A 15106-nucleotide genomic window follows, 5' to 3' on the forward strand; every position below is an offset into this window, starting at 1 on the left:
GTGCTCCCGTCCTCAGAGCGCGGAGAGGTAGTCGGGCAGGGCCACGGCCGGGTCGAGGTCGTCGGCCGGGACCGGGGTGCCGTGGACCGTGCGTACGGGGACCACACCGGTCCAGTAGGGGAGGCCGAGGTCCTCCGCGTCGTCGTTGGGGCCGCCGGCGCGGACCTTCGCCGAGACCTCGTCCAGGTCGAGCCGGATCACGGCGGTGGCGGCGAGCTCCTTGGCGTTCGCCGGGCGCGAGTCGAGGGAGCGGCCCGGGACGACGTGGTCGACGAGCGCGTCGAGAGCGGTGCGGAGCTCCTCGGGGTCGGTGACCTGGTGGGCGATGCCGTGGACGACGACCGAGCGGTAGTTGAGGGAGTGGTGGAAGGCGGAGCGCGCGAGCACGAGACCGTCGACGTGGGTCACCGTCAGGCAGACGGGCAGCCCGGGGGCCTTCACGCCGTCGCCCGCCGCGCGCAGGGGGCGTGAGCCGGTGGAACCGTGGACGTACAGCCGGTCGCCGACACGGCCGTAGAGCGTCGGGAGCACGACCGGCGCGCCGTCGCGGACGAAGCCGAGGTGGCAGATCGAGGTCTCGTCGAGTATCGAGTGGACGAGGGCCTTGTCGTACGACGCGCGGTCGCGGTTGCGGGTGGGGACGGTCCGGTCGGTCGGCGCGTAGGTGTCGGCGGTCTCGGATTCGGTCTCGGTGGGCTCGGTCGTCTCGGTCGTCTCGGTGGTGTCGGCGGCGGCGGTCATTGCGAACTCCATTGCACTAGTGCATACTCATGTTTGTGCTAGGAGAGTATCGGATCGAAGGTCGTCGCGCATCGGAGATCGCCGCCAGTGTCGAGCGCGCGGTCGGCACGGGTGCCCTGGAGCCCGGGCAACTGCTGCCCCCCATGCGGGAATTGGCGCTGACACTGGGCGTGAACGCCAACACGGTCGCCGCCGCCTACCGCACCCTGCGCGAGCGCGGGGTCATCGAGACGGACGGCCGGCGCGGCAGCCGGGTGCGGCCACGGCCCGCCACGACCGCGCGCGGCTCGATCCGGGTGGACGCCCCCGCCGGGGTCCGGGACGTGAGCAACGGAAGCCCCGACCCCGCGCTGCTGCCACCGCTCGGCGAGGCCTTCGCCGAGGTCGCGCGGCGCTACGCCGAGCGGCCCGGCATGTACGGAGAGGCCCCCGTCGACGAGGAGTTCGGGCGGCTCGCGCGGGCCGCCTTCGACGCGGACGGCGTGCCCGCCGGGCCGGTCGGCGTCGCCTCGGGCTCCCTCGACGCCATCGAGCGGGTGCTCGCCGCGCACCTCAGGCCCGGAGACGCCGTCGCCGTCGAGGACCCGGGCTGGGGAAGCCTGCTCGACCTCGTGCCGGCGCTCGGCCTGCGGCCGGTGCCCGTCGCCGTCGACGACGAGGGGCCGCTGCCGGAGGAGGTCGAGCGGGCGATCCGGCGCGACGGGGCGCGGGCGGTGATCGTGACCGACCGGGCGCAGAACCCGACCGGGGCGTGCGTGACCGAGGAGCGGGCGCGGGAGCTGCGGCGGGTCCTCGCCGCGCACCCCGACGTCCTGCTCGTGGAGGACGACCACGGGCACGGGATCGTCGCGCAGCCCCTCCATCCCCTCGCCGGGGTCACCGACCGCTGGGCTCTGGTGCGCTCGGTCGCGAAGGCGTACGGGCCGGACCTGCGGATCGCGGCCTTCACCGGGGACGCGGAGACCGTCGACCGGGTCCTCGGGCGGCAGCGGCTCGGCCCCGGGTGGGTCAGCAAACTGCTCCAGCGGACCGTCGCCCACCTCTGGGCCGCGGAGGCGGTCGACCCGGCCGTCGTCGCCCGCTCGTACGGGAAGCGGCGCGACGGTCTGGTGCGGGCGCTCGCCCGGCGGGGGATCGAGGCCCACGGGCGCGGCGGCATGAACGTGTGGGTGCCGGTCGCGGACGAGACGGGCGCGGTGTCGCGGCTCGTGGCCGAGGGATGGGCGGTGGCGCCGGGCGCGCGCTTCCGGATGAGTGCGGGGCCGGCCGTCCGGGTCACCGTCTCCGGCCTGACCGTCGGGGACGTCGAGGCCCTCGCCGAGGCCGTCGCGCGGGCGGCGGGGCCGGCGCCCGCGCGGAGTTACGGGTGAGGGGGAGGGGTCGGCTGCGGTCGACCGTGCTCAGAGGCGTGTCGCCGTCGGGGTCGGTGCCGCTTCTGGGGCTGGAGCCGCTGCGGCGGCCGGCGTCGGCGTCGGTGTCGTCGGAGTCGTACGGCGGGAGGCGCGGGTCTGGGTGAGGGCGGCGCCCGCGAGGACGATCACCGCGCCGACCGGCGTGTTCCAGGTGAGCTGCTCGTCCAGGACGGCCACGCCCGCCGCTGTGGCGATGACGGGGATGAAGTACGTGACCATGGAGGCCGTCGTCGGGCCGACCTCCGCCACGACGCCGTACTGGAGCAGCATCGCGTATCCGGTGCCGAGCGCGCCGAGCGCGATCACGGCGAGCAGCGGTACGACCTCCACCGACTCCGGCATCGAGGTGAACAGGGGGGTGACCACGGCCAGTTGGAGTGTCGCGACGCCCACCTGCGAGCCGGCGAGCGAGAGGTGCGAGACGCCCGTGTCGCTCAGTGTCCTGCGGACGTAGATCCAGCCCACCGCGTAGCTGAAGGAGGCCAGCAGGGCCAGCGCCGTGCCGGTCACGTCGAGCCCGGAGAAGCCCTGCCAGGCGCCGAGCACCGTGAGCACTCCCATGAAGCCGATGCCCAGGCCGGCGGCGCGCACCCGGGTCGGGCGGTCCTCGGAGAGTGCGACGAGCGAGAGCAGCATCCCCCACAGCGGGGTCGTCGCGTTGCAGATGCCCGCCAGAGTCGAGGGGATCGTCAGCTCCGCGTACGCGAAGAGCGAGAACGGCAGCGCGTTGAGGAGGAAGGCCGCGACCGTCAGATGGCCCCAGACCCGGGCGCCGCGCGGCAGCCGGTCGCGCTTCACGACCAGGGCGACGGCGAGCACCGCCGTACCGAACAGCAGGCGCCCGAACGTCACCTGGAAGGGCGCGAAGCCCTCCGTGCCGACCTTGATGAAGAGGAAGCTGAACCCCCATATGAGGGCCAGGACGCCGAAGCGGACGCGCCAGTCGAGCAGCCGGGCGCCGCGCGGGGAGCCGGCGGGGGAGCCGGTGGGGGAGGGGCGCCGGGAAGCGGAGCGGGAGGGTGACGCGGAGTGCGGGGCTGCGGGGCTCATGCACTCAGGGTGACGGCCTCCACCTCTTAGAACAAGCGAGAATTCTTCGACCCCTCCCCTTAGTATTGCTTACATGTTGAATCTGGAGCGCCTGCGGACCCTCGACGCCGTCGCGCGGCACGGTTCGGTGAGCGGCGCGGCCGACGGGCTGCACGTCACCACCTCGGCAGTCTCCCAGCAGCTGTCCAAGCTGGAGCGCGAGGTGGGCCAGCAGCTCCTCGCCAAGAACGGCCGGGGGGTGCGGCTCACCGACGCGGGACTGCTGCTTGCCGAGCACGCCGCCCGGATCCTCTCCCAGGTCCAGGTCGCCCAGGCCGACATCGAGGCCCAGAGCGGCCGGGTCGTCGGCGAGGTGCGGCTCGCGGCCTTCCCCACGGCGGCCCGCGGGCTCTTTCCCGCCGCGCTCGCCTCGCTGCGCACCGGTCATCCCGAACTCCGCGTACGTACGACGGAGTTGGAGCCCGAGCCGGGTGTGCGCGCGGTGCTGCGCGGTGACGCGGACCTCGCGATCGTCCTGGAGTGGAGCAACAAGCGGGCGCCCGTGCCCGGCGGCCTGGAGCGGGTGCACCTCCTGGACGACACGGCCGACGTGGCGCTGCCCGCCGGGCACCGGCTGGCCGGGCGGGAGGCGGTGGACCTGGTGGAGTTCGCCGACGAGGAGTGGGTGTCCTGGCCCGAGGGCGAGTTCTGTCACGACTGGCTGATGTTCACGCTGCGCTCGCAGGGCATCGAGCCGCGCATCGGGCACCTCGCCGGCGAGCACCACACGCAGCTGGCGCTGGTCGCGGCAGGGCTCGGTGTCTGTGTGACGCCCCGCCTCGGCCGCCCTCTGCCGGAGGGCGTCGTGTTCGTTCCCGTACGGCAGAAGATGCGGCGCCACATCTACGCCACCTGGCGCGCCGACGCGGGCCGCCGCCCCTCCGTACGGGCGGTCGTCGGGGCGCTGCGGGCGGCGACCGAACCGCTCGGAAGCTGACGGACGCCCGGGGCCTTCCGAGGGTGTCGTGCCGATCGGCGCCGGACAGCCCCTAGATCTTGCGGAAGTCCCAGGACGCGATGGCGTCCGGGGTCAGTCTCGCCCAGGCGTGGCGACCGTCGTGCGGCATCGCGTCCAGGCCGAAGTTCTTGGCTGCGAAGAGCTGTTCGGGTGCGTCGAGTTCGGGGAACGACTCGCCGGTACGGGGGGCCTCGCCGACGAACTCGACCGTGCCCGACAGCTCCACGCCCCGCAGCTCGCCGTACTCCACGCCGTCGTCCACCACCACCGCGATCCTCGGATCGGCGCGCATCTCCGCCCAACGGCGGCTGCGCGTCAGCGAGTACAGCCACAGCGAGCGGCCGTCCCAGGCGAACCAGAGCGCGCTCACGTGCGGGCGGCCGTCGGCCGAGACGGTCGCCACCCGGCATGTGCGCTGTTCGGCGAGGAAGGAGTCGAGCTCGGCCGGGGTCATCATGATCCGGCGTCCACGGCGCTGTGCGACGGTCATCGTCCGCACCCTTCTGGATTTCTGATGAGACGTCAGAAAGCATGGAGGGCCAATCGCGCGCAGGCAAGGGGAGACCATGGGTGAGAGTGCCAGAGATCGGCTCGGGGAGTGGATCCGCCCGGACGGCGGGGTCGTGCTGCTCACCGTCGAGTGCCAGCGGGGAGTCGTCGGCGCGGAGAGCGCGCTGCCCGAACTCGCCGCCGCGGCCCGCGCGTCGGGCGCCCTGCGGAACGTGGCGCGGCTCGTGGCCGCCGCGCACGAGGCCGACGTCCAGGTGATCCACGCCGTCGCCGAGCGGCGCCCCGACGGACGCGGCGCCAACACCAACGCGCGCCTCTTCCGGGCCGCCGCCCGGCTGCCGGTGCAGCAGCACAGCGGCAGCACGGCCGTACGGATCGCCGAACCGATCGAGGTCGCGGAGGAGGACATCGTGGTCCGACGCCTGCACGGGCTCTCGCCGCTCGCGGGCACGGACGTCGACGCTCTCCTGCGCAACCTCGGCTGCCGGACACTGATCGTGACCGGCGTCTCCGCCAACGTGGCCGTGCCCAACGCGGTCTTCGACGCCGTGAACCTCGGCTACACGGTCGTCGTGCCCGGGGACGCGATCGCGGGGGTGCCGGCCGACTACACCCCCGCGATGATCCGCAACACCCTCGCGCTCGTCGCCACGATCACGACGACGGACGAGGTGCTGGGCTGCTGGAAGGCGCCCAGACGCGCACGGCCCACCGGGGACTCCGTCAGCCGAGGCTGATCTCGTCGCCCACCACCTGGATCGGCATCGGCGGCAGCGGGGCGGTCGCCGGTCCGGACTTCACGCTGCCGTCCGACACGTCGAAGTGGCTCTGGTGGCACGGGCACACGATGACGCCGTCCTTGACCCCGCTGACGGCGCAGCCCGCGTGGGTGCACTTGGACGAGAAGGCGTGGAACTCGCCGGCCTTCGGCTGGGTGATCACCAGGCCCTGACCGGCGACGACCTTGCCGCCGCCCACCGGAATGTCGCCGGTCCGCGCGAGGGTGGCGCCCGCCTGCTCCTCCGTGCCCTTGTCCTCGGTGCCGCCGCCACCGCAGGCCGCGAGCGCCGCCGCCAGGCCCGCGGCGCCCGCCGCCGAGACCACCGTCCTGCGTGCCACTCCGCTCATGTGCTGCCCCTCTTTCCTTCGCGCACTGGTGTGTTGGCACCCGACGGTACGGGTACGACCTGTGCCCCGTTCACAGGATCGCGTCTTCGCGCACGAACTCGCCAGGGCGCGGGAGTTCAGCGCAGGGTCAGTGACGTCTCGGACCCGACGTGGGACAGCTTCTCCGGGTTGCGGACGAAGTAGATGCCGGAGATGCGGGCGTCCTCGACGTGGACCGCCATCACGCCGTCGATCTCGCCGTCCATGCGGACGAGGAGCGCCGGGTTGCCGTTGACCACGGTGGGGCCGAGGGAGAGCGTGAAGCCGGCCCCGCCGGCCCTGCCGGTGAAGCCCGCCATGAGGCGGGCCACCTTGTCGGCCCCGAGGATGGGTCGCAGGGCGGCGTGCTTGATCCCGCCGCCGTCGCCCATGTAGACGGCCTCCGGGGCGAGGACGTCGAGCAGGCCCTGGACGTCGCCAGTCTCGAACGCGCGCCGGAACGACTCCAGGGCGGCCCGGGTCTCTTTCGCAGACACCGTCCGACGCGGTCGCCGGGCGTCGACGTGCCGGCGCGCGCGGTGCGCGATCTGCCGGACGGCCGCGGGGGTCTTGTCGACGGCGGCCGCGATCTCGTCGTACTCGAAGCCGAAGACCTCACGCAGGACGAAGACGGCGCGCTCCGTCGGCGCCAGCGTCTCCAGGACGAGCATCATCGCCATCGACACGCTCTCGGCGAGCTCCACGTCCTCGGCCACGTCCGGCGCGGTGAGCATGGGCTCGGGCAGCCACGGGCCCACGTACGACTCCCTGCGCCGGCTCGCGGTCCGCAGCCGGTTGAGCGCCTGGCGGGTCGTGACCCGGACCAGGTAGGCGCGCTGGTCGCTCACCGTCTCCAGATCGACCTCGACCCAGCGCAGCCAGGTCTCCTGGAGGACGTCCTCGGCGTCGGCCGCCGATCCGAGCATCTCGTAGGCGACGGTGAAGAGGAGGTTGCGGTGGGCGACGAACGTCTCGGTCGCCGCGTCGGTGGAGTGGCCGCTCATGCCTGCACCTCGCTCCTTCGCGGCCGGTCCAGGTCGCCTTCTGCCCGCACGTACGCATCCACGGCAAGATCCTTTTCGTCGGTGGGAGTGTGATCATGACCCACCAGGGCGCCGCGGTCACGCCCGGCCTGCAGCAACTTCTCGCGCTGGCCGCCTCCCGAGACGCGGTGCAGGCCGTACGCGCCGGGCTTGTGCGCCTCTGCGGCCAGGTGCTTGACGGTGCCCTTGCACACGATCTCCTTGACCTTCGCGCCGGTGCGACCGCCGATGTGGAACCACAGCGCGATGTCGTTCCGGTGGGCGAACTGGAAGATGCCGGCGCCCCGGCCCAGGCTGATGCACTGGCCCGCGAACACCTGGTTCAGAGACGAGGGCGCTTCCCCCGCGATCCGGCTGAGGACCGTGTCGGCGGCCCGCGCGCCCATCGGCGTCGCGGCCTGGCAGCTCATCCGCGCCGGCAGGTTCGACGGCGCCGCCGAGTCCCCGGCCGCGATGACACGGCCGTCGTCCACGCTCGTCAGCGTCTCGTCCGTGAGCAGGCGGCCCAGGGCGTCGGTGCTCAGCCCGCTGCGCGCGGCCAGGTCCGGCACGCCGAAGCCCGCGGTCCAGATGGTCACCGCGCTCTGCAGCGTGCGGCCGTCGTCGAGCCGTACCGCATCGCGGGTCACGGCCGTCACCTTCGCCCCGGGGCCCTCGACCACGGTCACCCCGAGGGCCGCCAGCCGCTTCGCGACCGAGCGGCGGCCGCGCCGGTGCAGGTACGGGCCGAGCACCTTCCCGCAGACCAGCGTCACGGCGCGGCCCGCCTCGGCGAGCTCGGCGGCGGTCTCGATGCCGGTCGGACCGCCGCCGACCACCGTCACGGGGGCGGTCATCGGTGCGGCGTCGAGGACCGGCCGCAGCCGCTGCGCCTCCTCCAGATCTCCGATCGGGTAGGCGAACTCGGCGGCCCCGGGCACGCGGGGGTCGGCGCTGCCGCTGCCCACCGCGTACACCAGGTAGTCGTAACGGACGGTCCCGCCGGTCGCCAGCGTCACGCTGCGCCCGGCCGCGTCGATCCGCGTCACGGAGTCGACCAGCAGGCCGATGCCCTGGTGCAGGACGTCCGTGTACGCGACGACCGCGTCGTCGGACCCGCCGACGAGCTGGTGCAGGCGGATCCGCTCGACGAAGTCCGGGCGCGGGTTGATCAGCGTCACGGTCACGTCGTCGCGCTGCGTCAGGCGGTTCGCGGCCATCACTCCGGCGTACCCGCCGCCGATCACGACCACATCGATGTTCCCGGTCATGGTGTCTCCTTCGTTTCCAGCGGTTCGTGCACAAGACACCGCCGGGTCGGCAGCTGTGACATGTTGTGACGCAGGTCACTCGGATGGGTGTGCGGGCGCCGTGATGGCAGACTGCGGCCCTCGACTTCTGGAGGCACCCATGGCACGGCGACCCGGACACGCGGCCCGCACGAGCGGCGCGGATCCCCGATGACGCCGGGGACCTGCTGCCGCGCGAAGCCGACCGAGCCCGGCACCCTCCTGGTCCGCAGCTCGCCCGCGGTTCCCGCCGCCGCGGTCCTGCTGCTCCACGGGGGCCGCGCCGACGGGCCGGAGCCGCCGCCCGCCCTCAATCTGCCCGCGCTGCGCATGCGGCCCTTCACCGCCGCCGTGAGCCGCGCCGTCCGGGGCCGGGACGTGCTGGTCGCCGAGGTGCGCTACCGCCACCGCGGCTGGAACGGCCCGCGTGCCGACGCCGCCCGGGACGCCGAGGCCGCCCTCGTCCGGCTGCGGGAACGGGTCGGCCCCGTGCCCGTCGTGCTCCTCGGCCACTCCATGGGCGGCCGCGCCGCGCTGAGCGCCGCCGGCGACCCGGCCGTCCGCGGTGTCGTCGCCCTCGCGCCCTGGTGCCCCACCGGGGAGCCCGTCGACCACCTCGGCGGCCGACGCCTCTACCTCCTGCACGACGAGGCCGACCGCGTCACCTCGGCGCGCGAGTCCTGGGACTTCGTCCGCAGGGCGCGGGCGGCCGGCGCGGACGCGGCGGGCATCCCGATGCTGGCCGGCGGCCACGCCATGCTCCGGGGCGCCGGCTTCTGGCACCGGCGCGCGGCGGAGCTCACGGCGGCGCTGCTCTCCCACGGCTGACACCGCTCAGGACATCGCTCAGGACGGCACTCAGGACACCGCTCAGGACGGCACTCAGCACGGCTCTCAGGGGGTGAGGAGGCCGGCGCAGGCCTCGTACGTCGCGCGGTGCACGGCGCGCGCGAGCCGCGCCCCCCAGAGCGACCGCGGTCCGGCGAACGCCTCGGCGGCCGGCTCGCGGGACGATGCCCGTGCGTCGCTCCCGGTGGGCGAGGGAGCGGCCACGCAGACGGCGTCCGTCGGCGTGCCCGAGGCGTCCGCGCCGAGTTCGACGAGGGCCTGCACCTTCGCCTCGGTGGCGGTGGCGACCGCGTTGACGAGTGCGGCGTCCGTGAGCGGCGCGGGCAGCGACACGATGATGTTGATCGTCCCCGGGCGGGGCGCCACGACGCCGCCGGCCCCCGGTACGGCCGCCCAGCCCCGTACGCCGATCCCGGCGGTGACCACGGCCTCGGCCCCGCCGTCCTCCGCGTGCCGCCGGTTCTCGACCGAGGCCGCCGTCATGAGCCCCACCCCGGGTCCTTCGAGCCCGGCCCCGGAGGCCAGCGCGCCGAGGTGGGCGACGGGATCGAGCCGGTCGTAGCCGGGCGGGACCTGAGCGTTGAGCACCCACGCCCGTTCCCCGATGCCCCCGCCCAGGACCGCGCTCGACACCATCCGCACGCCCGGCCCCGGGGCCCACACCAGGAGCGGCCACGCCCGGCCCTGTTCCGTGTGGGTGAGCAGGGCGGCGTCGGCCAGGGACGGGCGCGCGAGCAGGGTTCGGGGAAGCACGTCACCAGAGTAGAGACGCCGTCGCGGATCACCTCGTCAGGGCAGCCAGCACCTCGCCGGCCAGGGCGACGGGGTCTCCGGTCGGCCGCGTCGCGTACCGCTCGTTGCCGTGCGCCCAGGCGTCGTCCCTCGCGAACCAGTCGATGGCGACCGGCTCCGTACCCCTCACCAGCGCGCTGTCGAGACTCGCGAAGTACGCGGCCCAGCGCGGCGCGTACACGTCCCGGACGAGCCCGGCCCACTCGCGGTTGGCGTAGTCGTGCAGGCCGCCCGCCTCGCTCGGTCCCCGGCCGCCCCACGTGGTGAGGATCGAGCGGGCGTCGTACTCCAGCCGGTCGCGTTCGGCGCGGTCGGCGCCCCAGGCGCGGGCGTCGGCGAGCCACGGACCGAGCAGGAACCGCCGGTCGGCGGCGACCAGCCGCCCCAGCAGCTCCAGGTGGGCGTTCCAGTCGGCCACCAGCTCCCGGAATCCCGCGAGGTCCTCGGCCTCGTACGCGGTCCTGATACGGGGCAGGAGGACGCGGCCGCGGTTGGTGAGCGCCTGTCGTGCCACGTCCACCACGTCGAAGCGGTAGGCGTCCGTGGCCCGTTGCCCGGGCGCCACCCGGAGCAGCTCGGCGAGCGCGCGTTCCACGGTGGCCGCGTCGTAGCGCATGGCGGTCGGGCTCCAGCGCGCCGCCCTGGCGGCCGTCAGACTGGGCCGCGCGGCGAAGACGCTGTCCTGCGGCTCGCTCCACGTACCGGATCGCGTGCTGTACGGGCCGATGCGCAACTGCTCCCACGCGGCGGCGGCGTGGGGGTCGGCGCCGCCGTAGCGCCGGGCGGCGTACTCCGCGAACCAGGTCCGGTGGTCGATCGGGCCCGGCTGCCAGGCGAGTTCGGTGAACAGGTCGAACGCGGCGGGGTTCCCGCCGGTGCCCTCCGGGAGGTAGGCGATGCCGCTCAGCGCGCTGCCGGGCGCGGTCAGCCACGCGTGGAACCGGTCGACCCAGACGCCGGTGTTGGCGCCCAGGCTGGTGTGGCCGCCGAAGTTGCCGATCGCGCCGAAGGCGTAGGGCGTACCACCCCACTGGGTCGCGCGGTCGAGGCCGTCGTAGCGGTCGGACAGACCGTCGACGACGAGCACCCGGCGACGGTCCACACCGCTAAGGAGAGCCGCCGAGGGGTTCCGCTGCCAGCCGAGCATGACCCAGGTGGCGCCGGGGTGCGCCGCCTCCAGGGCCCGCTGGACGGCCCCGGCCGCTCCCGCCACGTCGACGGCTCCCGGAGTGCCGCCCTCGTGCAGGAGGTCCATCTTGAACATGTCCCCGGCACCGAACCGCCGCTCCTGGAAGTGGTAGTACGTCGCGGCCAACCGCGCGAAGACCGGGCCGGTCGGGTCCAGCCAGTCCGGCCGGGCGAAGCCCACCCACGTGCCCTGCGGGACCGTGACCGCGCCGGGGTTCCGGGCGGCGAAGTCCGGCGGCACCGTGCCGAAGAAGCCCGGAAGCACCGGGGTCATCCCCAGTGCGCGCAGGTGTCCCGCGATCCTGCTCCCGAGCGTCGCGCGGGCCTCGATCAGCTGCGCGGAGACCGGGCCGCCGAAGCCCGACATGTTCTGCAGCAGCCACCAGCCCTGATGGGCCGGGCCGGGGATCCACTCGCGCAGCTCCGCCGCGCTGTAGCCGAACCGCTGGAGAGCGCGGTAGTACGGGTACTCGCCCCCGGTCGGCACGAAGACCTCGTTCACGCCGTGCAGCGCCATCAGGTCGATCTCGTGCCGGTACGTGGCGAAGTCGCGGTACGCGCCGGAGTACCCCTCGTCGGTGTCGTTCAGGGCGTACCGGTGAGGCACGGTCGCCCTGCGGGTGACGGTGCCGGTGACCTCGGGGAGCGTGGACGGCAGCCGGCCGAGGCTGTCGCCCGGCCATCCGATGTCGACCCCCGCGATGCGCTCCAGATACCAGCCCACCCCGGTGAGCAGCGTGGCCGGCGAGGTGCCGCGCACCCGGATCGCCCCGGCCGTCCCCGAGAGGGAGAAGTAGTCGCCGGAGGCGGGCTTGTCGACCGCGACGAGGTGGAACTGCCCGGCCACGGACGGCAGCAGACGCTCCAGACTCGCCCGGGCGGGCGCAGGATCGAAGGCTGGTGGCACGGCTGGTTGTGGAGCGGGTGGCCCGGGGGCGGGCGCGGCCGTCGTCACGGCGGGCGCGGGCGCCGTGGCGGCGGGGGAGACCGCCGTCAGGGTGGCGAGCGCGACGACGGCGAGGGCGTGACGGCATCGAAGGATCAGACGACTGGCCATCCGGCTCCCTGATCGGGGAAGGCCCCCCGGACCGAGGAGGACGACGAAAGCGTGCGCTCAGTGTCGGGCCGCTCGCGCCCACAGGGACGCAGGCGCAGCCGCGGACCGGCCGGTGCTCATCCTCGCGGGCGCACGCCGATCGTGGGGACAGTCGGCAGACATGCCCGCTATACCAGGACAAAAGGTACGTACCGGATTAGATTTTCCTTTCGCGCCATGGGCGCCTTGTGAGGGGTCCGAAAACTGCCGGGGCGATCGAGCACGTCTGCGAGGGCACGTGATGAAACCTGCTGATCCCCGTACCGAGACCAGCCCCGTCGGCTCGCCACCCGTCGCCAAACTGACCCTCCTGACGCTGACCGCGATGGTCGTCGGCTCCATGGTCGGCGCCGGCGTGTTCTCCCTGCCCCGACGGTTCGCCCAGGAGACGGGCGTCGCGGGCGCGCTGATCGCCTGGGCGGTCGCGGGCGTCGGCATGCTGATGCTCGCCTTCGTCTTCCAGACCCTCGCGGTACGGAGGCCCGACCTGGACGCCGGCGTCTACGCGTACGCGAAGGCGGGCTTCGGCGAGTACCTCGGGTTCTTCTCGGCCTTCGGCTACTGGGCGAGCGCCTGCGTCGGCAACGTCACGTACTGGGTGCTGATCATGTCGACGATCGGCGCGATCGCGCCCGCCCTCGGCGACGGCGACACGGCCCTGGCGATCATCCTGTCCTCCGCGGGCCTCTGGGGCTTCTTCCTCCTCATCCGCCGCGGCGTCAAGGAGGCGACGGCGATCAACAGGATCGTGACCGTCGCCAAGCTCGTCCCCATCATCGTCTTCATCATCCTGGCGCTGTTCTGCTTCGAACCGTCCGTCTTCGCCGACAACTTCGGCGGCGCGGACTACGCCGGATCCCTCTTCAACCAGGTCCGCGGCACGATGCTGGCCACCGTGTTCGTCTTCCTCGGCGTGGAGGGCGCCAGCGTCTACTCCCGGCACGCCAAACGCCGGGAGGACGTGGGGCGGGCCACCGTCCTGGGGTTCCTCAGCGTCTTCGCGATCTTCGCCTCGGTCACCATCGTGTCGTACGGCATCCTGCCGATGGCCGAGATCGCCGAGCTCCGCCAGCCGTCCATGGCCGGCGTCCTGGAGGCGGCGGTCGGCACCTGGGGCAAGGTGTTCGTCAGCGTCGGCCTGATCATCTCGGTCCTCGGGGCCTATCTGGCCTGGACCCTGATGGCGGCCGAGGTGCTCTTCGTCGCCGCCAAGGACGACGACATGCCGCGCTTCCTCGGCCGGTCCAGCGGCGACGACGTCCCCGTACCCGCACTGCTCATGACGACGGCCCTCAGTCAGGTCGTCCTGGTCGTCACGGCGTTCTCCGACGACGCGTTCAACTTCGCCCTCGACCTCACCAGCTCGCTGAGCCTGATCCCCTTCCTGCTGGCCGCCGGCTTCGCCGTGAAGATCGCGCTGCGGCCCGCGCAGGAGAAGGCGGAGGGCCGCACCACCCGGCGGGAACTCTTCGTCGCCCTCCTCGCCACGCTCTACACCGCGTTCCTGCTCTACGCGGCCGGCCTCAAGTTCGTCCTCGTCTCCTTCATCATCTACGCCCCGGCCACGTTCCTGTTCGTCAAGGCCCGCCGCGAGCAGAGCCGACGCCTCTTCTCCCCGAGGGAGGCCGTCATCTGCGCCGTCTCCGTCGCCGGAGCGGTCGTCGGCGTCGTCGCTCTCGCCGCGGGCTGGATCGAACTCTGACCCACCGTCCCACCGCCGTATCGGAAAGGCCGACCATGACCGCCGCTGACACCCGTCCCGCCGCCCCGTCCGCCTTCGGTGTCCACTCGGAAGTCGGACGCCTCCGCAAGGTCCTCGTCTGTTCCCCCGGCCTCGCGCACCGGCGGTTGACGCCGACCAACTCCGACGACCTGCTCTTCGACGACGTCATGTGGGTGGAGAACGCCCAGCGCGACCACGCGGACTTCGTCAACAAGCTCACCCAGCGGGGGGTCGAGGTCGTCGAACTGCACGAACTGCTCGCCGAGACCATGGCGATCCCGGCGGCCAAGGACTGGCTCCTCGACCGGAAGATCGTCCCCAACGAGGTCGGACTCGGGCTGGTCGACGACACCCGGGCCTTCCTCGACTCCCTCGCCCCCGGCGCGCTGGCGGAGTTCCTCATCGGCGGACTGTCCACCGCGGACCTGCCGGACGACTTCCGCTCCGGGTACGTGGCCCTGGCCCGGGAAGGCGTGGGGGCGCGGGAGTACCTGATGCCGCCGCTGCCGAACACGCTCTACACCCGCGACACCACGTGCTGGCTCTACGGCGGCGTCACCCTGAACCCGCTGTACTGGCCCGCCCGCCACGGCGAGACCCTCCTCATGAAGGCGATCTACGCGTTCCACCCCGACTTCACGAGCTCGACCGTGTGGTGGGGCGACCCCGAACAGGACTGGGGACAGGCCACGTTCGAGGGCGGCGACATCATGCCCGTCGGCAACGGCGTCGTCCTCATGGGCATGAGCGAGCGCACCTCCCGCCAGGCCATCACCCAGGTGGCCGCCGCGCTCTTCGACAACGGCGCGGCCGAGCACGTGATCGTCGCCGGTATGCCGAAGCTGCGGGCGGCCATGCACCTCGACACGGTCTTCACCTTCGCCGACCGCGACATCGTCACCCTCTACCCGACGATCATGGACGCCGTCCACACCTTCTCCCTGCGGCCCGCCGACAAGGCGCCGGGCGTGGAGATCACCGACGAGGGCACCACCCCGTTCGTCGACGTCGTGGCCAAGGGCCTCGGCCTGCCCGCGCTCCGGGTGATCGAGACCGGTGGCGACGTCTACGCCTCCGAGCGCCAGCAGTGGGACAGCGGCAACAACGCCGTCGCGCTCGAACCCGGAGTCGTCTTCACCTACGACCGCAACACCCAGACCAACACGCTGCTGCGGAAGGCGGGGGTGGAGGTCATCACCATCGTCGGCGCCGAACTCGGCCGCGGGCGCGGCGGCGGCCATTGCATGACCTGCCCGTTGATCCGCGACGCGGTCTCCTTCTGAGCTTCGGC

Annotated in this window: 14 protein-coding genes; 6 read left to right on the forward strand and 8 right to left on the reverse strand. The window is 73.2% G+C overall.

Annotated features, from left to right (window positions below; translation table 11 throughout):
- Positions 1-12: 12 nt before the first annotated feature.
- Positions 13-753, reverse strand: a complete 741-nt coding sequence (locus ACIBG6_RS00145; RefSeq protein ID WP_399220168.1) for a pyridoxamine 5'-phosphate oxidase family protein — start codon at positions 751-753, stop codon at positions 13-15.
- Between the two features lie 23 nt (positions 754-776).
- On the opposite strand from ACIBG6_RS00145, the gene ACIBG6_RS00150 reads away from it, so the two are divergent.
- On the forward strand, positions 777-2111 hold the full coding sequence (locus ACIBG6_RS00150; protein ID WP_399220169.1) for an aminotransferase class I/II-fold pyridoxal phosphate-dependent enzyme: 1335 nt from the start codon (positions 777-779) through the stop codon (positions 2109-2111).
- Positions 2112-2141: 30 nt separating this feature from the next.
- On the opposite strand, the gene ACIBG6_RS00155 is transcribed toward ACIBG6_RS00150, so the two are convergent.
- Positions 2142-3203 carry a DMT family transporter gene (locus tag ACIBG6_RS00155; RefSeq protein WP_399220170.1) on the reverse strand — a complete coding sequence of 354 codons (1062 nt, stop codon included), beginning with the start codon at positions 3201-3203 and terminating at the stop codon, positions 2142-2144.
- 73 nt (positions 3204-3276) lie between these two features.
- Here ACIBG6_RS00155 and ACIBG6_RS00160 point away from each other — a divergent pair, with 73 nt between their 5' ends.
- Positions 3277-4179, forward strand: coding sequence for a LysR family transcriptional regulator (locus ACIBG6_RS00160; RefSeq protein ID WP_399220171.1), 903 nt, complete (start codon positions 3277-3279; stop codon positions 4177-4179).
- A gap of 52 nt (positions 4180-4231) precedes the next feature.
- Here the strand turns inward: ACIBG6_RS00160 and ACIBG6_RS00165 are convergent, their stop codons facing one another.
- A complete protein-coding gene (locus ACIBG6_RS00165; protein WP_399220173.1) occupies positions 4232-4690 on the reverse strand; it encodes a pyridoxamine 5'-phosphate oxidase family protein in 459 nt (152 codons plus the stop codon).
- A 76-nt stretch (positions 4691-4766) separates the two neighbouring features.
- On the opposite strand from ACIBG6_RS00165, the gene ACIBG6_RS00170 reads away from it, so the two are divergent.
- Positions 4767-5447 (forward strand): cysteine hydrolase, encoded by a 681-nt coding sequence (locus ACIBG6_RS00170; RefSeq protein WP_399220174.1) that lies wholly within the window; start codon positions 4767-4769, stop codon positions 5445-5447.
- Here the strand turns inward: ACIBG6_RS00170 and ACIBG6_RS00175 are convergent.
- The 3 genes from ACIBG6_RS00175 to ACIBG6_RS00185 all read right to left on the reverse strand — a co-directional run bounded on the left by ACIBG6_RS00175 (position 5434) and on the right by ACIBG6_RS00185 (position 8149).
- Entirely contained in the window at positions 5434-5838 is a 405-nt protein-coding gene (locus tag ACIBG6_RS00175) for a Rieske (2Fe-2S) protein (RefSeq protein WP_399220176.1), read from the reverse strand. The genes ACIBG6_RS00170 and ACIBG6_RS00175 overlap by 14 nt on opposite strands.
- Before the next feature lie 116 nt (positions 5839-5954).
- Positions 5955-6860, reverse strand: coding sequence for an RNA polymerase sigma-70 factor (locus ACIBG6_RS00180; protein WP_399220177.1), 906 nt, complete (start codon positions 6858-6860; stop codon positions 5955-5957).
- Positions 6857-8149 carry an NAD(P)/FAD-dependent oxidoreductase gene (locus tag ACIBG6_RS00185; RefSeq protein ID WP_399220178.1) on the reverse strand — a complete coding sequence of 431 codons (1293 nt, stop codon included), beginning with the start codon at positions 8147-8149 and terminating at the stop codon, positions 6857-6859. Before ACIBG6_RS00185 ends, ACIBG6_RS00180 begins: the two co-directional genes overlap by 4 nt.
- 189 nt (positions 8150-8338) lie before the next feature.
- Between ACIBG6_RS00185 and ACIBG6_RS00190 the strand changes: the two genes are divergently transcribed.
- Positions 8339-8995, forward strand: coding sequence for an alpha/beta fold hydrolase (locus ACIBG6_RS00190; protein ID WP_399220180.1), 657 nt, complete (start codon positions 8339-8341; stop codon positions 8993-8995).
- 66 nt (positions 8996-9061) lie between these two features.
- On the opposite strand, the gene ACIBG6_RS00195 is transcribed toward ACIBG6_RS00190, so the two are convergent.
- Entirely contained in the window at positions 9062-9769 is a 708-nt protein-coding gene (locus tag ACIBG6_RS00195; protein ID WP_399220181.1) for an adenosylcobinamide amidohydrolase, read from the reverse strand.
- A gap of 28 nt (positions 9770-9797) precedes the next feature.
- Positions 9798-12053 carry an alpha-N-acetylglucosaminidase gene (locus ACIBG6_RS00200; protein WP_399220182.1) on the reverse strand — a complete coding sequence of 752 codons (2256 nt, stop codon included), beginning with the start codon at positions 12051-12053 and terminating at the stop codon, positions 9798-9800.
- A 280-nt stretch (positions 12054-12333) separates the two neighbouring features.
- Between ACIBG6_RS00200 and ACIBG6_RS00205 the strand changes: the two genes are divergently transcribed.
- Both ACIBG6_RS00205 and ACIBG6_RS00210 read left to right on the forward strand, forming a co-directional pair.
- The gene (locus tag ACIBG6_RS00205) at positions 12334-13794 is read left to right on the forward strand and encodes a basic amino acid/polyamine antiporter (RefSeq protein WP_399220183.1); all 1461 of its coding nucleotides are present in this window, start codon (positions 12334-12336) and stop codon (positions 13792-13794) included.
- A 35-nt stretch (positions 13795-13829) separates the two neighbouring features.
- Complete coding sequence (locus ACIBG6_RS00210; protein ID WP_399220184.1) at positions 13830-15098, forward strand: arginine deiminase; 1269 nt, start codon at positions 13830-13832, stop codon at positions 15096-15098.
- Positions 15099-15106: the final 8 nt, after the last annotated feature.

This window comes from Streptomyces sp. NPDC050842, from assembly GCF_044456565.1.
GTDB lineage: Bacteria > Actinomycetota > Actinomycetes > Streptomycetales > Streptomycetaceae > Streptomyces.